The sequence below is a fragment of the Chryseobacterium sp. Mn2064 genome (assembly GCF_049319685.1).
Lineage (GTDB): Bacteria > Bacteroidota > Bacteroidia > Flavobacteriales > Weeksellaceae > Chryseobacterium.
Map to the genome: position 1 here is coordinate 60,240 of NZ_JBMOUE010000006.1, position 22,876 is coordinate 83,115.

At 36.7% G+C, this 22,876-nt stretch carries 19 protein-coding genes; 16 read left to right on the forward strand and 3 right to left on the reverse strand.

Annotated elements, in window-relative coordinates:
- The first annotated feature begins 7 nt into the window (after positions 1–7).
- From ACL9RH_RS19920 to ACL9RH_RS19935, 4 genes are all read left to right on the forward strand, one after another.
- On the forward strand, positions 8–331 hold the full coding sequence (locus ACL9RH_RS19920; protein WP_027372958.1) for a DNA-directed RNA polymerase subunit omega: 324 nt from the start codon (positions 8–10) through the stop codon (positions 329–331).
- Positions 332–453: 122 nt separating this feature from the next.
- Positions 454–1,659, forward strand: a complete 1,206-nt coding sequence (gene coaBC, locus ACL9RH_RS19925) for a bifunctional phosphopantothenoylcysteine decarboxylase/phosphopantothenate--cysteine ligase CoaBC (RefSeq protein WP_422695081.1) — start codon at positions 454–456, stop codon at positions 1,657–1,659.
- A 36-nt stretch (positions 1,660–1,695) separates the two neighbouring features.
- Positions 1,696–2,601 (forward strand): DUF4835 family protein, encoded by a 906-nt coding sequence (locus ACL9RH_RS19930; protein ID WP_422695082.1) that lies wholly within the window; start codon positions 1,696–1,698, stop codon positions 2,599–2,601.
- 95 nt (positions 2,602–2,696) lie between these two features.
- Positions 2,697–4,346: a DNA repair protein RecN gene (locus ACL9RH_RS19935; RefSeq protein WP_422695083.1), complete on the forward strand. Its 1,650-nt coding sequence runs from the start codon at positions 2,697–2,699 to the stop codon at positions 4,344–4,346.
- Between the two features lie 199 nt (positions 4,347–4,545).
- On the opposite strand, the gene ACL9RH_RS19940 is transcribed toward ACL9RH_RS19935, so the two are convergent.
- Positions 4,546–4,698: a helix-turn-helix domain-containing protein gene (locus ACL9RH_RS19940; protein ID WP_422695084.1), complete on the reverse strand. Its 153-nt coding sequence runs from the start codon at positions 4,696–4,698 to the stop codon at positions 4,546–4,548.
- Positions 4,699–4,865: 167 nt separating this feature from the next.
- Between ACL9RH_RS19940 and ACL9RH_RS19945 the strand changes: the two genes are divergently transcribed.
- The 7 genes from ACL9RH_RS19945 to ACL9RH_RS19975 all read left to right on the forward strand — a co-directional run bounded on the left by ACL9RH_RS19945 (position 4,866) and on the right by ACL9RH_RS19975 (position 10,514).
- Positions 4,866–5,075 carry a hypothetical protein gene (locus tag ACL9RH_RS19945; RefSeq protein ID WP_422695085.1) on the forward strand — a complete coding sequence of 70 codons (210 nt, stop codon included), beginning with the start codon at positions 4,866–4,868 and terminating at the stop codon, positions 5,073–5,075.
- Positions 5,076–5,128: 53 nt separating this feature from the next.
- The gene (locus tag ACL9RH_RS19950) at positions 5,129–5,887 is read left to right on the forward strand and encodes a GLPGLI family protein (RefSeq protein WP_422695086.1); all 759 of its coding nucleotides are present in this window, start codon (positions 5,129–5,131) and stop codon (positions 5,885–5,887) included.
- A 64-nt stretch (positions 5,888–5,951) separates the two neighbouring features.
- Positions 5,952–7,418 (forward strand): DUF5687 family protein, encoded by a 1,467-nt coding sequence (locus ACL9RH_RS19955; protein WP_422695087.1) that lies wholly within the window; start codon positions 5,952–5,954, stop codon positions 7,416–7,418.
- Between the two features lie 3 nt (positions 7,419–7,421).
- On the forward strand, positions 7,422–8,147 hold the full coding sequence (locus ACL9RH_RS19960) for an ABC transporter ATP-binding protein (RefSeq protein ID WP_422695088.1): 726 nt from the start codon (positions 7,422–7,424) through the stop codon (positions 8,145–8,147).
- Positions 8,148–8,280: 133 nt separating this feature from the next.
- The gene (locus tag ACL9RH_RS19965; RefSeq protein ID WP_422695089.1) at positions 8,281–8,841 is read left to right on the forward strand and encodes an RNA polymerase sigma factor; all 561 of its coding nucleotides are present in this window, start codon (positions 8,281–8,283) and stop codon (positions 8,839–8,841) included.
- Positions 8,828–9,445, forward strand: a complete 618-nt coding sequence (locus ACL9RH_RS19970; RefSeq protein ID WP_422695090.1) for a hypothetical protein — start codon at positions 8,828–8,830, stop codon at positions 9,443–9,445. The genes ACL9RH_RS19965 and ACL9RH_RS19970 overlap by 14 nt, the downstream gene beginning before the upstream one ends.
- A 28-nt stretch (positions 9,446–9,473) precedes the next feature.
- The gene (locus ACL9RH_RS19975; protein ID WP_422695091.1) at positions 9,474–10,514 is read left to right on the forward strand and encodes an outer membrane beta-barrel protein; all 1,041 of its coding nucleotides are present in this window, start codon (positions 9,474–9,476) and stop codon (positions 10,512–10,514) included.
- Between the two features lie 85 nt (positions 10,515–10,599).
- On the opposite strand, the gene fumC is transcribed toward ACL9RH_RS19975, so the two are convergent.
- Complete coding sequence (gene fumC / locus ACL9RH_RS19980) at positions 10,600–11,994, reverse strand: class II fumarate hydratase (protein WP_422695092.1); 1,395 nt, start codon at positions 11,992–11,994, stop codon at positions 10,600–10,602.
- Between the two features lie 310 nt (positions 11,995–12,304).
- Here fumC and ACL9RH_RS19985 point away from each other — a divergent pair, with 310 nt between their 5' ends.
- Together ACL9RH_RS19985 and ACL9RH_RS19990 are read left to right on the forward strand one after the other, a co-directional pair.
- The gene (locus ACL9RH_RS19985) at positions 12,305–13,912 is read left to right on the forward strand and encodes a fumarate hydratase (protein ID WP_422695093.1); all 1,608 of its coding nucleotides are present in this window, start codon (positions 12,305–12,307) and stop codon (positions 13,910–13,912) included.
- A 93-nt stretch (positions 13,913–14,005) separates the two neighbouring features.
- Positions 14,006–14,290, forward strand: coding sequence for a hypothetical protein (locus ACL9RH_RS19990; protein WP_422695094.1), 285 nt, complete (start codon positions 14,006–14,008; stop codon positions 14,288–14,290).
- 93 nt (positions 14,291–14,383) lie between these two features.
- Here ACL9RH_RS19990 and ACL9RH_RS19995 read toward each other — a convergent pair whose 3' ends face one another.
- A complete protein-coding gene (locus tag ACL9RH_RS19995) occupies positions 14,384–15,256 on the reverse strand; it encodes a helix-turn-helix transcriptional regulator (RefSeq protein WP_422695095.1) in 873 nt (290 codons plus the stop codon).
- A 155-nt stretch (positions 15,257–15,411) separates the two neighbouring features.
- On the opposite strand from ACL9RH_RS19995, the gene ACL9RH_RS20000 reads away from it, so the two are divergent.
- From ACL9RH_RS20000 to ACL9RH_RS20010, 3 genes are all read left to right on the forward strand, one after another.
- Complete coding sequence (locus ACL9RH_RS20000) at positions 15,412–17,496, forward strand: T9SS type A sorting domain-containing protein (RefSeq protein ID WP_422695096.1); 2,085 nt, start codon at positions 15,412–15,414, stop codon at positions 17,494–17,496.
- A gap of 76 nt (positions 17,497–17,572) precedes the next feature.
- A complete protein-coding gene (locus tag ACL9RH_RS20005; RefSeq protein ID WP_422695097.1) occupies positions 17,573–19,819 on the forward strand; it encodes a T9SS type B sorting domain-containing protein in 2,247 nt (748 codons plus the stop codon).
- 143 nt (positions 19,820–19,962) lie between these two features.
- Positions 19,963–22,797, forward strand: a complete 2,835-nt coding sequence (locus ACL9RH_RS20010; RefSeq protein WP_422695098.1) for an alpha-amylase family glycosyl hydrolase — start codon at positions 19,963–19,965, stop codon at positions 22,795–22,797.
- The last annotated feature ends 79 nt before the right edge of the window (positions 22,798–22,876 follow it).

Sequence of the window (22,876 nt, forward strand, 5' to 3'; positions counted from 1 at the left end):
TCTCAAAATGAGTGTAAAAGATACAAAAGCAGAAGTAAATACTATTACTTACGACAAAGATAAGATTGAAGATAAAGTAGGTTCAATCTATGAAGCTATTGTTATCATGGGAAAGAGAGCAGAGCAGATCAATGCGGAGATCCGTACGGAACTTCACAACAAATTGGATGAATTTGCCGTTCACAATTCTACATTAGAAGAGGTTTTCGAAAACAGAGAACAAATTGAGATCTCTAAACATTACGAAAAGCTTCCAAAGCCAACTTCAATTGCTATTGAAGAATGGTTAAACGAAGATATCTATTTCAGAAAAACAGAAGACAGAAAATAATTTCTGTGTTTTCTATAAACAAAAGGTCATAAAGGAAGTACGTTCTTTTATGACCTTTCTTGTTTTAAAGCCCGATTGTGGGAAAAAATAAGTAATTTAGTCTTTCAAAAAATTAAAACTCAATGAGTGTTTCCGGTAAAAAGATACTGATCGCCGTTTCTGGAGGAATTGCAGCTTATAAAATTCATTTTCTGATAAGAGATTTCGTGAAAAAAGGAGCTGATGTGCAGGTTATTATGACTCCTGATGCTGAGCAGTTTGTAACAAAGCTGAGCCTATCAACATTATCCAAAAAACCTGTTTATTCAGACTTTTACGGTGAAAACGGAACATGGAACAGTCATGTAGAACTGGCCTTATGGGCTGATGTCATGGTTGTGGCGCCATGTACTGCGAATACACTGTCTAAGATGGTTCACGGAATGTGCGATAATCTGGTTATCGCAACCTATATGTCAGCAAAATGTCCCGTATTGATTGCTCCGGCTATGGATTTGGATATGTATGTGCACCCTTCTACAAAGAAAAATCTTGAACTGGCAGAAAGTTTTGGCCATACCATCATTCCAGCAGAAAGTGGAGAACTGGCAAGTGGTTTGATCGGGCAGGGAAGAATGGCAGAACCCTCCACAATTTATAATGTTGTAGAGAAGTATTTTCAAGAGGAACTCCACTCAAATAATTTTGAAGGCAAAACATTTTTGATCACTGCTGGACCTACATACGAAGCGATAGACCCTGTAAGATTTATTGGAAACCATTCGTCAGGTAAAATGGGCTTTTCCCTTGCTGAAGAGGCTGCCAAAAGAGGAGCAAAAGTTATCCTTATTTCGGGACCGAGCGCTCAAACGATAATCGATCCCAATGTAGACGTATATAGAGTGACCTCGGCCAAAGAAATGCTGGCAAAGGTATTTGAGTTTTATGATAAGATAGACATAGGAATTGCAAGCGCCGCAGTAGCCGATTATGCTCCGAAAGAAGTTGCTAAAGAAAAAATTAAGAAGAACGATGAAAATCTGACCATTGAGTTGGTAAAGAATCCAGACATTCTCAAAACAATGGGCGAGAAGAAAAAACACCAGTTTTTGGTAGGATTTGCTTTAGAAACCCAAAATGAAGAAGAAAATGCAAAAGGAAAACTGGCAAAGAAAAATCTTGATATGATTGTTCTGAATTCTCTCAGAGATGAAGGAGCTGGGTTTAAAAATGATACCAATAAAATCAAAATATTTACCAAGACAGAAAAGGTAGAATTTGATCTTAAATCGAAAGATGATGTAGCCAGAGATATTCTTAATTTTGTTGAGTCTCAGCTTTTAAAATAATTTTAATAAATTTCCGTTCTCAATTTTTAATAGACAATGAAAAAAATTATAAGTTTATTTTTTCTGTTATTTCTATATACCCAAAGTTTTTCACAGGAACTGCTGGCAACGGTTCAGGTAAATTCTCAACAGATAGGAGGGAGTAACCAGCAAGCTTTTAAAGCATTGGAAAAAAGTCTCAGAGACTTTATCAATAACACGAGCTGGACTGGAAAGAAGCTCCAGAATTTTGAAAAAATCAAATGTGGTTTTTCCATTGTTATTGCAGAAAGAGACGTTAATAAATTCAAAGGATCCATCGTTGTTCAGGCTGTACGCCCTGTTTACAATACTACTTATGAAACCCCTTTGCTAAATCTTCAGGATCAGAGATTTGCTTTTGAATATATTGAAAATGAGAATCTTATATTTAATGAGAGACAGTTTTCGGGAAAGAATCTTACAGATGTTATCAGTTATTATATCTACCTGATTCTGGGGTATGATGCAGACAGTTTCCAATCTATGGGAGGGAACCAATGGTTCTCAAAAGCTCAACAAATTGCTCAAAATTCACAGAACAGAAGCTATGAAGGATGGAATACCATCAATGAACCGAGAAGCCGTACAATTCTGATCAATGAAATTTTAAATCCAAACTGGAGCCAGTTGCGTTCCACTATTTATACTTACCACAGAGCGGGGTTAGATAATCTTTTCAATCAGGATCAGACCGCTGGTAAAAAAGTAATCTTCGACGCTCTGATGCAGCTGAAAATGTATGAAAATACTTTCCAGCAAGGATTCTTCTTTAACCTGTTTATGGATACAAAAAGCGATGAGATCTTCAATATCTTCAATTCTGGAAATAATGGAGGACTGATTCTTAACGATTTAAAGCAGAATATGATCATCCTTTCTCCAAAAAACATTGAGAACAAATGGAATAAATGGAAAGTGTAGCAGAGAAAATTCTCCCAAAAACATTTTCTTTATTCATTAAAAAAAAACTTATTTTTACAGTTCAAACTCAAATTGGATCATAACCCGGATTATCAATGCTTTCCAGAATTTATATTAAAAACTTTGCCTTAATTGATACCCTTGAAGTATCATTGAAAAATGGTTTACAGGTAATAACCGGTGAAACAGGTGCAGGGAAATCTATTATTTTAGGAGCATTAAGACTTATCTTAGGAGAAAGAGCAGATGTAAAATCTATTGCCAAAACCGAAGAAAAAAGTGTGGTGGAAACTGAGTTCAATCTCAATAATCAGTTTAAGAAGTTTTTCATCGAAAATGATCTTGATTATGAACTTCACACCATTATCAGAAGAGAAATTCTTCCTTCCGGAAAATCCAGAGCGTTCATCAACGATGTTCCTGTAACTCTTGATGTTCTCAGAGAACTTTCTTCGCAGCTTATTGATATTCATTCCCAGTTTGAAACGTCTAATCTTTTTACTTCAGAATATCAATTTAAGATTATCGACGGACTTTCTGAGAATAAAACAATAATTGAAGAATATCAACAGAATTTTTCAGACTTTCAAAATCTGAAACTGCATCTGAAAAAACTAAGGACTCAACTTTCAGAATCTACTAAAGAAAGTGATTATAAAGAATTTTTGCTTAATGAGCTTACTGAACTGAAACTGGATGATGTAGATTACGAAGATATTCAGAACCAGCTTTCTATTCAGGAAAATGCAGGAATGATTTCCGATAATGTAGGCCAGATATTGTCCCGCTTCCATCAGGAAGAGATTGGTATGCTTTCTTTTTTTAATGAAGCGAAAAGTAAACTTTCGAAAATTTCAGAAATTTCCACCAGTTTTGCAGAACTTGACGAAAGATTTGAAACTTCTTTTGTAGAAATAAAAGACATCATTTCTGAACTTGAAAATGAAGCCGAAAGAGTAGAAATCAATCCGGAAAATCTATTATACCTTACCGATCTTAATAATAAAATCAATGCTTTATTCCTTAAACATAACGTTTCGGATGTTAGCGAGTTGATTGATATCAGAAACGAATTAGCTGGAGATCAGAAAGGAGCTTCCGACCTTGAAGAACAGATTTCTGAGACAGAAGAGAATATCGTTCAGAAAGAAAAAATACTTCAAAGCTTAGCGGGCAAACTTTCAAAGAACCGTCATAAAAATGTTTCTGTTTTCGTGAAAAAAGCAGAAGGACTTCTTAAGCAACTGGGTCTTGAAAAAGCAAAAGTAGACATAGAACTGGAAGATGCTCAGGAATTTAATCCTTTCGGGAAAGAAACCATTCAGTTATTATTTCAGGCTAACTCAGGTTTCCCGCTAAAACCTATCCAGACTGCTATTTCCGGTGGTGAGAGATCCAGAGTAATGTTGGCTGTAAAGAAAATTATCGCAGAAAGTGATGAACTTCCTACCCTAATTTTGGACGAGATTGATACCGGAGTATCTGGTAAAGTGGCTGAAGAAATAGGAAATCTGATGAGAGAAATGTCTGTAGATATGCAGCTGATCGTTATTTCCCACTTGGCTCAGGTAGCCGCTAAAGGAAATAACAATTATAAAGTGGTGAAGCAGGATGTTTCAGGAAAAACACAATCCACCATCATTCCTCTGAATGATGCTGAAAAGCTTAACGAAATTGCTCAACTCCTTTCAGGAAGCAAGATCACAGAAGCAGCATTGGCACAGGCCAAAGAATTGATTGGGTAGTTAAGTTATTTAAAACCTCTTTCAGAAATTATTGTTCTAATTTTTCAATTATATTTTTGAGATTTGCTATCTCTATATCTTTCTGAAGGATTTCTTTCTTTAGCATTTGAATAAATTCTTTTTGATTTTCGAGTAAAAACTCCGGAATATTGTAAGAAAAATTTAAGTAATTATCGAGGTTACTTGTTTCTTTTATTTCTTAAATATCAACATCCAACAGTTTTGAAATTCTTTTCCATTCATCATTGGTAATTTCTATATTGCCTTTCTCTTTTCTGCTGTATTGTGATTGGCTTATGTTTAAATATTCAGCTAAATCTTTTTGAGTAAAGGCTTTCTCATTCCTTTTCATTATTAATTTTCCTTTGATCACTTGTTTTTTTGCAAAAAAAAAATATATTCGGCTATATTCGAATATATTTTATTCTAAAAATTTAAACTTTAAATTTTATGTTTGTATCGAAGATTTTTAGCGATTCTTCATTTACGAAAATTAATAACCTTTAAACAACTAAAAAGATGAGAAAATTACTTCTATCTGGATTTATCCTAGCTACAGTTGCACTGAACGCTGCAACTTGGACGGTAACTACTACATGCGGTGTAGTAGGGAGTATTCAAATTGCAGATAATGCAACAACTCAACAAGTCGCTCAGGCAGTAAGTCAGTACAACTACAATCAGTGTGGTGTTAGACCTGCTAAAATAAATTTATCACTTGAGCCTTAGTAAAAAGCTGGTTTGCCAAAAAATTAACAAACCATTTTGTAAATATTTATATGATGAAAAAAATAGGTCTTTTTTTACTGTTTTTTATATACGGTTGTTTTTTGGGTCAAGAATTAAAATCTAATTATGTATGTAGTTATAAACTAGATTATTCAATAAATGGTAAAAAGGAAAATGAACAATTTATCATGTTTATTGATGCCATTAATAACAGATCATTTTTCCAAAGTTCGATTAATTATGCTAAGGATACAATCAGTATATCTGATCCTTTACAATTAGCAAGTTATGAAAGTGATTTTAATGAAAAAATTTTGTACGAAAAAAAAGCTTTTAAGATATATGAGAATATAATTGATGCTAAACTTTTTTATACAGAAAACCAAAGTTTAAACTGGCAGATATTAGATAAAATAAAAAAAGAGGATAATGTAACCTTGCAATTGGCCAAAACAAATGCCTATGGAAGAACATGGTATGCATGGTTTAGTAAAGAAACGCCCATAGACTTTGGTCCATATAAATTCAATGGCCTACCTGGGTTAATTGTATCTGTCGTTGATGAAAAGAATCAATTTATCTTCACCCTTCAGAAATTCAAAAAGAAATCCAAGAAGATAAAATTGCCTAATGAGAGTAAATATAAATTCGCATCAAAAAGCAACTTTAATCAGAATCGATTTAAGATACAAACAGCTGATGATGGAGTTGTTATATTTAATAATCCAAATGAAAGAAAGGAATGGATGAAGAATTTGGAAAAAAGATATAAAAATATACCTTTATTAGATATAGAATATCCAATAAAATAGTTTTTAGCATTAATTTTTCGTAACGTTTTTAATAAGATAGCTACTAATATTAAAAACTAACAATATGTTTCTAAAGTTCCTTAAGTTGGAATTCAAAAGCTTCTTCCGGGGCAGTTCTTTAGGAATCAATCTTACGATGAAGATTATGAGGATCTTCGGGATTGTTTACTTCATGATATGCCTTATTGCAGGAGCTGCAATTTCCTTCTTCTATGTACAGGAAGAAATGCACCAGAACCCTATAAAAGTGGTTTCTAAATTCCTGATTATTGCCTGGGTGATAGATCTGATGCTAAAATACTTATGGCAGGAAATTCCCACACAGAACATCAAGCCGTTTCTCACCCTGAATATCAGGAAGAATACGCTGGTCAATTATATGCTGGCTAAGACCTTCTTATCTGCATTCAGTTGGCTGAGCTCCTTGTTTTTTGTTACCTTTTCTATATTGGCTTTGTTCAACGGTTATAGTTTCTTGGGCGTACTTCCTTGGTTCATAGGAATCTCTATGCTTCTGTATCTGAATAACTTTATCAATATCTTTATCAATGGTAAAGAGACACTGGCAATCATTATCGGGATATGTTTTGCTGTTGTAGGAGCTTTGGGCTACTATAAAATTATTCCGGTGCTGTCTTATTCAGAAGCCGTGTTTTATGGCTTTTATGAAAAGCCTTATGTTGCTCTGATCCCTGTTGCATTATTTATAGCTCTTTGGTTTTTATGTTTTAAATACCTGCGTAAAGAATTTTATCTTGATGAAGGTCTTGAAGCAAAGAAAACAATCGGAAAAACGGAAAATATTGCCTTCCTGAATAAGTACGGTGTAACCGGAACATTTATCAATAACGATATTAAAATGCTGAGACGTAATAAAGTGACCAAAGGAGTGCTTTTGGGAAGCTTTATGTTTCTTTTTTATGGTCTGCTGATGTATACTTCTGTAATGTATAAAACTCCTGCAATGATTATGTTCATGGGACTTTTTGTAACAGGAGGATTCCAGTTCCTTTTTGGGCAGAGAGTTCCGGCATTTGACAGTTCCTATTATCCTTTAATGATGACCCTGAACGTTCCTTACAAAGAATATCTGAAAGCAAAATGGTGGCTGATGAATATCGTAACGGGAGCTTCAATCATCGTTGCGCTGTTCTACGTGTATTTTGGATGGGAAATTTATGTGACATTCTTCGCTGCAGGACTCTATAATATTGGAGTGAATTCTCAGTTTACCCTTTGGTCCGGAGCTTTTAATAAAACTCAGATAGATCTTAATTCCAAAGAAAAAAGATTAGGACAGAAAGGAAGCTTCAACATGGTTGCGTTGCTTCTCCTGATTCCCAAAATGGTACTTCCAATGGCTGTATTTGCAGTGGTGAAATACTTCACAGACATTACCGTTGCGGTCATCAGTATTGCCGTTTTAGGGGCAATAGGGTTTATGTTCAGAGAAAAAATCTTTGATATTATTGTGAAACATTACAAAAAAGAAAAATACAGCACACTCGATGCATTTAAAAATAAAGGTTAAGCCATGATCAGTATAAATAATTTATCCAAAACATACGGAACGGCTACCGTTCTCAACATTGAACAGCTAGAAATTCCTAACGGAGAAACATTTGGCCTGGTAGGAAATAACGGAGCCGGAAAAACAACACTTTTCAGCCTGATGCTGGATTTGATTCAGGCTACAACAGGTTTTGTAAGCATTGACGGTATTAAAGTAAATGAATCTGAAGCGTGGAAAAACAAAGTTTCAGCCTTTGTAGATGATACCTTTTTGATTGGCTATCTTACTCCCGAAGAATATTTTTACTTTATTGGTGAGTTGAGAGGTCAGAACAAAGCTTCTGTAGATGAATTTTTAAAACCCTTTCATGATTTTTTTAACGGAGAAATTCTTAAATCCGGAAAATATATCAGAGACCTTTCTAAAGGAAACCAGAAAAAAGTAGGAATCGTTGGAGCTATCATCGGAAACCCGGAAATTATCATTCTTGATGAACCTTTTGCCAATCTTGATCCATCCACACAGATCAAACTTAAAAATCTGATCAAAGAATTGTCAAAACAGGACGGCGTTACTTTTCTAATCTCCAGCCACGATCTTTCTCACACAACGGAAGTTTGCAACAGAATTGTAGTGGTGAATAAAGGTCAGCTTGTAAAAGACATCCAGACCAATCCTGAAACGTTGAAAGACCTTGAGCAGTATTTCGCAGATCAGGTTTCAAGCCCCGAAGAATCAGTATTGTAAATAAAACAGACTACAGGCGGAAGAGCTAATCTTCTGCCTTTTTTGTTACCCAACTATATCATTAGAAAAAAAATATTTTTTTTGTGTAACCTTTTTCAATATTCACTGTCTTTATAATAGAAACAGCATTAGAATGAAATTTTTGTTCGGAAATAAAAAAGAAGATCTATTAAGCCGCCTGAAGAATCAGGACCCGGCCGCACAGAAATTTTTTTATGAACAGAATGCCAAGAGATTTCTGAGTGTGAGCCGAAGTTATATAAATGATCTGTATCAGGCAGAAGATTGTCTCATTAAAGCATTTTGTAAAATTTTTAAACATATTGAAAGCTTCAGAGGAGAAGGAAACTTAGAAAGCTGGGCACGGCGAATTGTTGTGAATGAGTGCCTGAACTTTATTAAAAGTCATAAAACGGTTTTCTATCTGGATGAGATCAATCACTCTTTTCAGGAAGATATCCACGATCCGGACATTGCTTTCGATTTTAATGCGCAGGAACTTCTGGATCAGCTTCCGGATGGATATCGGATGGTTTTCAACCTTTACGTTATTGAAGGCTATTCGCATCAGGAAATCGCTGATACCTTACAAATTTCTCTTGCAGTGAGCAAAACCCAATTGTTCAGAGCAAAAGAAAAATTGAGAAAGATCTACTTTCAACAACAAAAAAAAATGAAAAATGAACACGTCTAAAGATAATCTTGAGTGGCAGATCAAAAAGCAGATCGAGGAGAGAGAAATTGCCCCTTCCAGAGATCTATGGTCTGAAATAGAGTGGCAAACCCAAAATAACCATGCCCCGAAATCAAAAATGAACTGGGTGTTGGTGGCAGCATGTCTTATTCTGACGTTCAGTCTGGGCACAGTATTATTTTTTCTTAGGAAAGAACCTTCGGCAGAATCCCCCAAAATAGTAAAAGAAGTAAAACCTCAGGATAAAGCTCAGGAAGCGGTAAATGTAAACACAGAGAATTCTCAGCTAGCCTCAGAGAACATAAAAAAAGAAGCAGTAAGAAATATTGTTGCTCCAAAGAATGAGACAGAGAATTTAACCGCTATTTCTCAACCGGATAAGAAAAACAATATGGCTACAACAACTATTCCGGAGAAAAAGCTTGAACTGATGAAGTTATCCGAACCAAAAATTCTCGCAAAAGCTGATTCCGCAAAAATTCCAGCCAAAAAGAAAAAATATGTAGATCCTTCTACTTTGCTTTTCTCGGTAGAGCATAAAGATGCCATTGAAAAAACCAAAGATGGAAGTAACGTTGCTACTATAGAACTCAATAGAAAATAATCCGTTTAAACTTTAAAAAATTAATACTATGATCAAGAATTTTTTCCTGATGGGATTGGTATGTCTTTTTTCCTCTTCAATGTACGGACAAAAGGCTTTAAATATCAATCTTGCATCTAAAAAAGACACCGAAGTAAGTCCTATCGTAAAAGATAAAATAGAAGAATATGCCACGCAGATCAATGTGATTATTCAGGAGGAAAAGAAACTCATGGAAGCAGAATTGCTATCTCTTCAAACTAAAAATTTAGACAAAGCGGAATTTGATAAGGAAAAAGCTCAGATTGCTGACCGTTATTCCGAGAAAATCGACAAAAGAATAGAAGAACTTGGTTTTGATCTTGATGGAGTGATACAAAAACAGGTAAGATACTCTCTGTTGAATACTGATGCTGCATCCAAAGAAGAGCTGAAGCAGAAACTTCTGAGAAAATTTCATCCCAGCCGAAGTATTACAGGATATTTCTCTTATGGGATCATGACTTTAACCAATAGTCTTTCAGATAATGATCTGGACAAAAATATAGGATATTCCAATAACCTGGAATTTGGATTAAAACTGAACTACCAGCTTAGCAGAACCAGTCCGTGGGCTATTATTTCCGGATTAGGATTCTCCTGGAGAACCGTTCGTCTTGATAACAACATGGTTTTCGCCAAAAATGCTGATAATAATGTGTACTTGGAGCATTATAACGGTGATTTAAGTAAAAGTAAGCTGAGAACAGGCTATATTATCGTTCCTCTGGGAATTCAGTATAATTTCTCTAAGCTTAAAAATGCCGGAATGGATGTTCAGTACAGAAACTATTACCAAGGGTTGAAGATCGGGGCTAATGTATATGGAGGAGCGAGAATGTCTACCAATAATATCATAGACGGAAACAACGGAGAGTTGAGAAATCGAGACAATTATCAGGTAAATCCTTATGTGTATGGCGCCCAGCTTACTCTTTCTTATAACAGCGTGAGCATTTTTGTAAAGAAAGATTTCAGCAACTTCTTTAAAGATAACCGCTTCAATAATGATAAAGCATTGATATTTGGAATCTCCATTGGATTAGAATAATAATTGATACTGACAGCTAACTAAAAACTCCGGAGACCATCTCCGGAGTTTCTATTTCAAGTCTATGAATAAAAATTAAATCTAATTATTTTAAACTTCCCACCATATCTTCAGGTTTTACCCATTCGTCAAACTGCTCAGCAGTTAACAGACCAAGATTGATGGCTTCTTCTTTTAACGTGGTTCCGTTTTTGTGAGCTGTTTTGGCAATTTTTGCTGCGTTTTCATACCCGATGTGAGTATTTAAAGCCGTAACAAGCATTAGAGATTTGTCTACAAGCTCTTTAATTCTCTCATGGTTAGGCTCAATTCCTACGGCACAGTGATCATTAAATGAAATACATGCATCAGCAATAAGTTGTGCAGATTGTAAGAAATTGTAAGCCATTACCGGTTTGAAAACATTCAGTTCATAATTTCCCTGAGTTCCCGCAAAAGAAATTGTAGTATCGTTACCTAAAACCTGCGCGCAAACCATAGTCATTGCTTCATTTTGAGTAGGATTTACTTTACCTGGCATGATAGAAGATCCCGGCTCATTCTCAGGAATATGAATCTCACCAATTCCGGAACGTGGTCCAGATGCCAGTAATCTTACATCTTGAGCAATTTTATATAAAGAGACTGCAAGCTGCTTCAATGCGCCGTGGCTTTCTACAATAGCATCATGAGCGGCTAGTGCTTCAAACTTATTCTCTGCGGTAATGAAAGGATGATTGGTAAATTTAGAGATGTATTCTGCTACTTTTACATCGTAACCATTTGGTGTATTTAATCCCGTACCTACAGCCGTTCCTCCTAATGCCAGTTCAGAAAGGTGAGGTAATGTATTTCTTAACGCTCTAAGCCCAAACTCAAGCTGCGCTACATACCCTGAAAATTCCTGACCAAGTGTAAGTGGAGTAGCATCCATCAAGTGCGTTCTTCCGATTTTTACCACATCTTTGAAAGCCTTAGATTTTTCTGCTAACGTATTTTTCAGTTTTTCAACCGCTGGAATGGTCACTTCAACTACCTTTTTATAAGCAGCAATGTGCATGGCAGTAGGATAAGTATCATTGGAAGACTGAGATTTATTGACGTCATCATTCGGGTGAATTTCCGATTTTTCTCCTAAAGTTCCTCCGTTATTAACGTGGGCTCTGTTGGAAACCACTTCATTCACGTTCATATTCGATTGAGTTCCGGAACCTGTCTGCCAGATCACCAAAGGAAACTGGTCGTTAAGTTTTCCTTCCAGAATTTCATCACATACTTTTGCGATCATATCTCTTTTTTCAGCTGAAAGCACTCCAAGATCTGTATTGGTGTAGGCTGCAGCCTTTTTCAAGTAAGCAAATGCGTCAATAATTTCATGGGGCATTGAACCTTCAGGACCGATTTTAAAATTGTTTCTGGAACGTTCTGTTTGCGCACCCCAAAATTTGTCTGCAGGCACCTGTACTTCACCCATGGTGTCTTTTTCTATTCTGTAATTCATTATGATTGATTTTTTATAATCAGTTTTTATACACAGCCATAAAAGATTTTCAACGCTTTGAGTTAAGGAAAGTCGTAAAAAGGATTTTGTGGCCTGATTTATTTATCTCGTATAAAGTTACTTATAAACTAAGAATCACGCAATTTATAATCATTATAAATATTATTGTAAAAGGCTGATATTGCTCATGTTTTTTCTGAGGAATTTATCCCGGAAAGGCTTCTGTACCGTAGGAATGACAATGAAAGAAGTCTTAATCTAAAATCATTCTAAGTACTATAATCCTTAATTTTGTAGAAACAAAAATTGAATGGATTTTAGATATCAGGATCCGTATCCTATTCAGAAAGATGATACGGTGTACAAAAAGCTTACATCAGATTATGTAAAAGTTGAAAAACTGGGTGACCGAGAAATTTTAACCGTAGACCCGAAAGGATTGGAGCTATTGGCTGAGGAAGCAATGGCAGACGTTTCTTTCATGCTTCGTTCTTCACACCTGGAAAGCCTTAGAAGAATCATTGATGATCCTGAAGCTACAGATAATGACAGATTTGTTGCTTATAATCTTTTGCAGAATGCAGCGGTGGCAGTAGAAGGAGCTCTTCCTTCATGTCAGGATACCGGAACTGCTATTGTAATGGGGAAAAAAGGTGAAAACGTATATACAGGAGTAGATGACGGAGAATATTTAAGCAAAGGAATCTACAACACCTATCAAAAAAGAAACTTAAGATATTCTCAGGTAGTTCCTTTAACGATGTTCGAGGAAAAGAACTCAGGTTCAAACCTTCCTGCACAAATTGATATCTATGCTAAAAAAGGAGATTATTATGAGTTCCTGTTTTTAACCAAAGGAGGAGGTTCTGCCAACAAAACATTCTTATATCAGAAAACAAAATCTTTACTGAACGAAAAATCTCTTGAAGAATTCGTTAAAGAAAGAATTTCAGACCTTGGAACAGCTGCTTGCCCACCATATCACCTGGCTTTGGTAATTGGAGGAACTTCCGCAGAAGCAAACCTTGCAGCCGTAAAGAAAGCATCCGCAAAATATTACGATAATCTTCCAACAGAAGGAAATGAAGCAGGTCAGGCTTTCAGAGATCTTGAGTGGGAAGCTAAAGTTCAGAAAATCTGCCAGGAAAGTGCAATCGGAGCTCAGTTTGGAGGAAAATACCTTACGCATGATGTAAGAGTGATCAGACTTCCAAGACATGCTGCTTCTTGCCCTGTAGGAATGGGGGTTTCTTGTTCTGCAGACAGAAACATCAAAGGAAAAATTACCAAAGAAGGTATTTTCCTTGAACAGTTGGAACAAGACCCAAAGAGATTCTTACCGGATACTCCGCCACACCTTGAAGAAGCTATTGAAGTAGATTTGAACAAGCCAATGCCGGAAATTCTGGCTGAGCTTTCAAAATATCCAATCAAAACAAGATTGAAGCTTAACGGAACATTGATCGTAGCAAGAGATATTGCTCACGCAAAAATCAAAGAAATTATCGACAGCGGAAAACCAATGCCGGAATATTTCAAAAACCACCCAATTTACTATGCTGGCCCAGCTAAAACTCCGGAAGGAATGGCTTCAGGAAGCTTCGGACCTACAACAGCAGGAAGAATGGATGTATATGTTGACGAGTTCCAGAGCCATGGAGGAAGTATGATTATGCTTGCGAAAGGAAACAGAAGTAAAGATGTAACCAATGCTTGCGGTAAATATGGAGGTTTCTATCTTGGTTCTATCGGAGGTCCTGCTGCTATTCTTGCAAAAGACAATATTGTCTCTGTAGATATAGTAGATTTCCCGGAATTAGGAATGGAAGCAGTAAGAAAAATCGAAGTAAAAGACTTCCCGGCATTCATCATCACCGATGATAAAGGAAACGATTTCTTCGCAGATCTTGCCCATTAAATAGTTTAAAATAAAAATAAATAATAAAATAGGACGCTGATCTTTTGTGTAAAAAAGAAAAAAGTTCTATTTTTGCCTAAAATCTTTAAGAGAATGATAACGATATTATCAGCATTTTGGCCGTTCTACCAGTTCCTTTGGACTATTTTCTTCATTACTATGTTCTTAGTAGGATTCTGGTGTATTTTCATGTTCTTCGGATTGGTAATCCCAATGTGGCTAACTGAAGGTTTGAAAGAGTATTTTGGAAAAGTAAAGCCTTTCGATCCTGAAGATATCAGAAGAAAGCTTGTTACTGAGCAGGAAGGTGTAGAAGTTATCTATAACCAACCTAAAGGAAACGGACCTTTCCTTCACGATCACGGACATCATCATTAATTGATTGTCATTGCTTTTTCACCTGAATTCTGAAAAAGTAATATCAAAGCAAAACAACATATATAAACCGCTTAATTTTTTAGGCGGTTTTTCTTATTTGTTATTCCTTAGATTTTCCGGAGAAATACCAAATTTTTTCTTGAAGGCACGGGTGAAGTTCTGAAGATATTCATATCCGCATTCTATAGCGATTTCCTTGATCATGATTTCCTTGTCGGCAATCAGTTTTTTTGCTTTCAGCATTCTGAGTTCCGAAATGTAATTTGAAATGGTAATATGATATTGCGCTTTGAACTCCTTTCTTATTGTATTCTGATTCATACCCATCAGCTTTCCAATTTCTTCAACTTTTATATTTCTGTGATAATTTTCATCGATGAATTTCTTAATCATCTCAGGAGTCTTAGGCATAAATTCCTGGGTGTCTTTCTCATTGAACTGCTCAAAGATCAGGATAAGAAGTTTGATAATTTTGGCCTCAATGAATAATTTCTGCATAATTCCTTTCTTCGTATAGCCAATGATCTCTTTTACAATCATATGCATCTCAACCGTCATATCCGGAGGGGTTTCTTTATGAAGAAATATGAAATTGTTGGAGATCATACTTTCCAGAATATCCGCATTCTCCCGGTTAAGTTCAGGATTGATGAGGTTGAAAATATACTGGTAGTTAATTTGAATCTGCAGATATTTGAGAATTTCCTGATTCTCTGTCCATAGTTCTGCAATACTTTCCTGAGGAGAATAATGCAGGATGTATTGGTTTTTTTTGAATAAAAACTTCGTACCGCAATCATGTGCTTCCAGATTAACATTACTGCTCAGAAGGAAAAGTAGATTAAAACTTGATTTTCCCTCCAACATATGAGATTTGAAGGACTGATCAGGGCACAGGTCTTCCTGCATAGTGATTTTGATGTCTTCGGATCTGAACAAAAGTCCACTTTTAGATTGATTCCTCATACAACACATATTTACGGCCATGGTACAAATATCTTAAGGTAAAAGTACTGCGCAGGATAACCAAAAGTTTGAAAATGATAACTCTGGGTTAATAATGTGAGGTACTTTTGCGCAAAATTAAATTAAATTTAGAATAATTAAAAATAATATTTAATATGTTTAGAGATTTACATTTTGCAATAAAGAAAATCAGAACGGGAATCGCGTTGCTGACTATTGCAGGAAGTTATTTATACGCCCAGCAATGGGAGAATGTAGGAGGGGTTCAGAATGTATCAGCAGGAGGAAGCAGCTTCAATAATTTGGTTGTAGATAATACAGGAAATTATTACCTGTCATATTATGATGTTTCCGTAGCCAAAGGATCTGTTCAGAAATTTGATGGGGCAACTTGGTCTTACCTTGGTGGAAGTGCAGGTGTTACAACAGGAACGGCAACGTATAATTCATTATCTATAAACCCTTCTGGAAGTAGTCTTTACTATACCAACCAACTTGGTTATCCAGGTACCGGTATGGAGGTTCGTTTGTACAGTGGTTCTTTATGGTCTCAACTTCCTAAAGCTACAGACAGTTCTGTGAATTATCAGGCTTCTGCGGTATCTCAGGATAATATTTTATTTACCTACGGATCTTATGGTTCGGGAACTGTTAAAAGATACATGAACGGCGGATGGGAACAGGTTGGAAATGCAGGTTTTTCATCTGGAGCTGAGTTTGCAGAAATGGTGATTGGAACCAATAATATGGTATATACCTCCAATGTATCTGGTGGAATAAAAGTATATCAAAATTCTACAGGAGCAGATTCTTCTCAGAACTGGACTCTTGTAGGAGGGGCAGCTGTAGATGCAGCTTCATCAGGAGAACAGTATAATTCTGATATTGCATTGGATGGTTCAAACACCATTTATGTAGCATATGTTTCAAACTCAGCAGGAGGAAGAAAACTGAATGTTAAAAAATTCGATGGAAACTCTTGGGTACAGGTTGGAAATGCCAATTTTTCAGATGGAAGAGTTCAGCATGTTGCTTTAGCGGTAACATCTTCAGGAACTCCTTACGTTGTAGCAAGCCGTTTCGAAGATGATAACCTGCTGAGAAATACAGTCTATAAATTGGATGCTTCTCAGAACTGGACTGCTTTTGGAGGTGATTTTATTTCAGATGGTGAGGCAAAATACAATGATCTGGCTATAGATAAGATTCATAACTATCTTGTGTTAGCGTATTCTGACGGAGCAACAAAAGTGAAAAGAATTTCAATTACCAATACTACCAATCCACAAACATGTAGCAATACAGATCCTGGAAACAATCCTGGAGATGTTGGTTGCGTTAGCTTTACTTACCAAGGACAGCAGGTTGCTTATACAACGGTAAGAGGAGGTGATGGGAAAGTATGGCTTCAGCAGAACTTAGGAAGCTCTCAGGTAGCTACATCTGTGGACGATGCTACTTCATATGGAGATCTTTTCCAATGGGGAAGATGGGATGACGGGCACCAGCTTAGAAATTCTTCTGTTACATTTGCGCCTACGCCTAATAATCCTGAAGGAGTGGCTGCGGCTGCGGGTGCTTTTATTGCAGGATCACCGGCTTGGTGGGCAGGCTTCGCTGCTACAGATCAATGGAGTGCAGGATCGGCTTCTCAGGCAAGTCAATCTGTAGGAATAGATCCATGTAAAGCAATTGGTACAGACTGGAAAATGCCATCTGTTGCAGATTGGACTGCCATAGTTGGGGCAGAAGGAATAAATAGCCCAGCCAATGCTTTTGCAAGCCGCTTGAAATTGCCGGCAGGAGGAAGCAGAAGTTCAAGTACAGGTGATTTTAGTTTCGTAGGCCAAAGAGGATATTACTGGAGTTCTGATACTTCAACTTCCGGAGGAAAATACCTGTATGTAGGAACCGCTATTGGTAATCCTTCTGCAGGAGCAATGAGAGGACAGGGTTCTGCTGTCAGATGTGTTAAACCTTCTTCAGCACTAAGCACTTCAGAAGTAACGTTGAATAAGGCTTCAGTAGGAATTTATCCGAACCCAACCAAAGGTCTTCTTTACATTAAAGCAGATTCCAATGTAGAAAATGTAAATGTTACAAACGCTGTCGGTCAAAGAATGAATGTGTCGTTCTCCAATAATCAGGTGGATATGACAGGTCTTTCTAACGGAGTCTATATTGTTGAACTAAAATTAAAAAATGGACAAATAATTTCTAAAAAGATAATTAAAAACTAGAAACATAGATATTTGATTAAAAAACAAAGGCTTTTAAGTCTTTGTTTTTTTTCGGTATACAACTCAAATTTTTTTTATGAAACAGATTTATATAATAAGCTTAATTGTTATACTGTCTGCCACTCAGTTTTTCAAAGCTCAGACGTACCAGCTTGCCGGAAATCCGGTTAATACTACAGGTTGGAGTCTGGTGCCTTCTGCTTCTATTAACAATGATTTTATACAGCTTACAGCAGATCAGATCAGCCAGGTTGGAGGGATCCGGCTTAATGATCCGATCAATCTAAAGTATTGTGATAAATGGAAGGTCGAGTTTGATTTTAGAATTGATGGAAACGGGACAACAAGTTATGGAAAGGGAGATGGTCTCGCCTTTTGGTATCTGGCCAATCCACCGGCATCTTACGTACAGGGAGGAGGCTTAGGAATTCCAGACAATGCAAGCGGGCTAATGGTTGCTTTTGATATTTTCAACAACAGTTCAGAAGCACAGATGAGCAAAGTTCATGTTCTGTACGGAACCAACCCTGCAGGATCCAATATTGAATTTAATAATACTGCAGGAAGTACTTTCCACACACCGGATCTTTTGTCAACCATTCCCTTTACTGGAAACAACTTCAGACATGTTGAGGTGAATGGGCAAATCAATCCTGCTAATCCCGCAGCATGGTTTATTACGGTGAAAATAGATAATACTATCGTTGTAGATCAGTCTTTCACGCCTTCAGGGGGAGCGGTTACCATGTCTCAGGGATATTTTGGATTTTCGGCATCTACAGGAGCAGCAAGCGCAAGACACTCTATTAAAAATGTAAAAGTATATGTAGATAAAGTTGCCCTCCTTCAGAATACAATTTCTCCTTCAGAAACATGTCCTAATCCTGTTTCCGGAATTGTAACGGTTGATCTTACCTCGTATAATTCTCAGTTTGTGAACAATCCGGGAAATTATACTTTTACCTATTATGTTTTGGGGAATTCTACTCCTATTGCCAATCCTTCCAATTTTCAGTTTTCTGCCAATACAACCATTAGTGTTGTAGTAAAAGATAATAGCGGTGTTTTGTGTGATAACCCGGATGCCAGAATTATTCTAACCCCTCAGCAGATTGAAAAGAAAGATGCCGCTTTATTCGGATGTCCTGTGAATGGACTTGCCACATACGATCTTTTCCAGGCGAATGTGACAGGTTTAACGAATGTGACCAAGAAGTTTTACCCAACCTTGGCAGATCTTAATGCAGGAATCAACGAGATATCCAATCCATTAGCCTACGCTTCAGGGCAAGCTGCAATATATGTTCAGATGATGACTTCATCAGGGTGTACTGCTATAGCAAAGATCACACTTTTGCACTATGCTACTCCGGTTGTTAAAGATACGAGCATGAGAGAATGTTTTAATCAAAATGATCTTTCAACAGGAACATTCAATCTGACATTGGCAGATGTTACTTCAGAAGCAGGGATTACAAAAAAATATTTTTCAAATTATAATGATGCTTTATCAGGGAATAACGAAATACAGACTCCTACAGCCTATGTTTCAGTTTCAGGATATGCTTATATCAAAGTCATCAATTCCAATGGTTGCGGAAGTATTGCCAAAGTGACACTAACAGTAATTTCACCAGTATATTCTGCGGTATTAAAAGATAAAACAATCTGTATCGAAGATAAAACAACTTTGGATGCAGGTTCTGGATTCAACAGCTATCTGTGGAGCACAGGAGCAACTACTCAGACGATTACTCAGGTTGGCATTGGAAATTATTGGGTAGAGCTTAAAACAGGAGCTTGTACAGTAAGGCAAGAGGTGAAGGTATTGCCTGCAGAAGCGCCTGTGATTAAAGGCATTCAAATTGATGAAAGAACAGCAACTATTGAGGTAAAAGGAGGAAAACCTTCTTATCAGTATTCTTTGGATGGAGTACAGTGGCAGAATTCGAATGTATTTACCAATCTTATCAGAGGAGAAAATACGTTCTATGTAAGAGACTTTTACCAATGTGAGCCTGTTAAAGTGACCGCTACAGTTCCAGCATTGGTCAACGCGATTACTCCGAATGGTGACGGGGTCAATGATGCAATCGATTACTCAGCTCTGGCTTATAAAGAAGATTTTACATTTAAGATTTATGACCGGTATGGTAAAGAGATCTTTACAGGGACAAAATTTAATAATTATACCTGGGATGGGATGATTCAGGGAAGAAAAGTACCTACACAAACGTACTGGTACCATGTTTTCTGGAAAGAATCCAACAAAGAAAAAACAGAAGTTATATTTATAGGCTGGGTGCTTGTGAAAAACAGATAATAGTTCATTACAATTACTTTTAGTTGGAGGCTCATGAATTTTCATGGGTCTCTTTTTATGTATGAGAAAGAATTTGCCGGTTAACAAATAAAAATTGATACAACAAAAGGAAAATTAATACTATATTCGATAAAAATAAAGATATGAAAAAGTTTTATTCTATTGTTTTTCTGCTTATTGCGATGGTTTCTTTCGGGCAGATCAGCTATAGCATTTCACCCAGTCCATTCAATGAAACCGATTTCATTACGCTCACCGTTCCCGGAAGCCAGATTGATGAAACGGCATGGGGAATTTCAGACCATTCTGTATATATTTGGTCGTGGTCTTTTGACACCAATTATCAGAACACTCAGGATTGTCCTACCAATGGAAGCTGGAACAATTCCAATGATCTTAATAAACTTGTTTACAACGCAGGAACAGATACGTATTCTTTAACCTTTACTCCGACTGCTTTTTTCGGCAGGACAGGAATTGGAAGATTTGGATTTTTACTAAAAGACAAAACCGGGAGTCACCAAACGTCACCGGATATTTTTGTGAATGTTGGGATTTTAAATCTTACTCTTACCAACCCTTTGGCCAATAGCCTTACCTCGGTTGCGGCAGGAAATTCAATCAATATCACTGCAACTACCAACGTCAATGCAACATTTCAGTTAAAAGCTAACGGAGCTGTTGTAAATTCTACATCAACTCCTTCACCATCATTTTCTTATAGTTATACCGTTTCGCAAGATGCCAATATGGAACTTATTGCAACCCAGGGTTCAAGTTCCAAAAGTGTATCATTTATGCTCCAGACTCCCAGGAATGTAATTTCTGAAGTGATACCAAGCTGGATAAAGCAGGGAATTAATTACCATCCTACAGACCAGACCAGAGTAGGACTGGCGTTATATGCACCCGGTAAAAATTTTGTTCATGTGATCGGAAGTTTCAATAACTGGACTGTGAATGATAGTTATTTAATGAAAAAAGATACCACAAATCCTGATCTTTACTGGATAGAGCTTACAGGCCTTACACCTCAACAGTTGTATACGTTCCAGTACAGAACAAACGATTTGAGAAAAGTAGCAGACCCTTATTCTCCCCAAATTTTATCTTCTTATGATGATCAATGGATTTCCGCAACCACTTATCCGAATTTACCAACATTTCCGTCAGGTCAGGGTTTCGAAGTGTCTAGTTTCAAAACAGGCCAGGCTTCATACAATTGGCAGGTAACCAATTTTCAGCGACCAGCCAAAGAAGATCTTATTGTATATGAGTTGTTATTAAGAGATTTCACACAGGAAAAAAACTGGCAGTCATTGATTAGCAAGATCTCGTATTTAAAAAACTTAAAAATTAACGCTATCGAGCTGCTTCCTATCATGGAATTTGACGGAAATCTTTCATGGGGATATAATACCTCTTTCCATTATGCGCTGGATAAAGCCTATGGAACTCCTGAAAAATTTAAAGAATTTGTAGATCTCTGTCATCAAAACGGAATTGCCGTTATTCTGGATGTAGCTTTCAACCATGCAACAGGAAGATCTCCTTTAGTAAGACTTTGGAATATTGATCCGGATGGTGATGGCTATGGAGACGTAGCGGCAGACAATCCTTATTTCAACCAGGTTCCGAAACATTCTTATAATGTCTTCAATGACTTTAACCATACCAGCCTTTCCACTCAATATTACGTTGAAAGATGTCTGCAGCAATGGCTTACAGAATATCATATAGACGGTTTCCGATGGGATCTTACAAAAGGATTCACCCAAAGCTGTTCTGAAAATGATGAAGCCTGTACCAACGCTTATCAGCAGGATAGAGTAGACATTCTGAAACACTATGCAGACAGACAGTGGGCTATAGATCCGAATTCCTATATGATTTTTGAACATTTGGGAACAGATGCCGAAGAGCAGCAATGGGCCAATTACAGAGTTTCAGAAGGAAAAGGTGTACTGCTTTGGAATAAACAGACCGATCCTTACAACCAAAATACCATGGGCTATAAAGAGAACAGCAATTATGACAGAATGAACCACAGTCTTCATGGGTTTACGAATATGCGTGCGGTAGGATATGGTGAAAGCCATGACGAAGAAAGACTCATGTTTAAAAATCTTGCTTACGGTGCTGTTAATGGAAGTTATAACGTTAAAAACCTCAATACAGCGCTTGACAGAATGAAAACGTTCGGAGCTACATTCTTCACCGTTCCCGGCCCAAAAATGATCTGGCAGTTTGGTGAACTTGGCTATGAATTCAGTATCAACCGATGTGCAAACGGAACTATTGATAATGGATGTAGAACAGATGAGAAACCTGTTGCTTTTAGTTTAGGATATGATACTGATGTTGCCAGAAAAGCGGTTTATGACACATGGGCAAAAATTATTGACATCCGAAATGCTCATCAGGTGTTTAAATCTAAAACGTATACCATAGAATCTAATAATCTTACCAATGATCCGGATGGATTGATTACAAGAATCTATGTATATGATGATGCGCTTACTGGAATGAAAAATATAGTGGTTTTGGCTAATTATAGCACTTCTGTACAAAATGTTGTTCCTTATTTTCCTTATACAGGGCAATGGCAGAACCTTATGGATAACACTGTTTCTAATATAGCTTCTACAACTACTCCTATCAGCCTGCAACCCGGAGAGTTCAGAATCTTTGGAAACTATGCAGGAGCGCTGTCAACAGCAGATGTAAATGCGACCCACAGACTTTCGCTTCAGATTGCCGATAATCCTATAAAGAACGGGCAGGTACAACTGGTTTTTAACAAAGCTAAGAACGGAGAGATTGTCATTTCAGATATGAGTGGAAAAAAATTAGACTCGTTTAAATTGAACCAGGAAAACGGAACTTACGAATGGAAAGTAAATTATCCTGCCGGGACGTATCTGGTTCAATTAAAATCAGATACAGGAATTGCGATTCAGAAAATGATTGTGAGATAAATTAATATTCACGATATCAAACACATAAAAGGGCAAATTTGCAAATTAGCAGATTTGCCTTTTTACATATAAAAAAAAT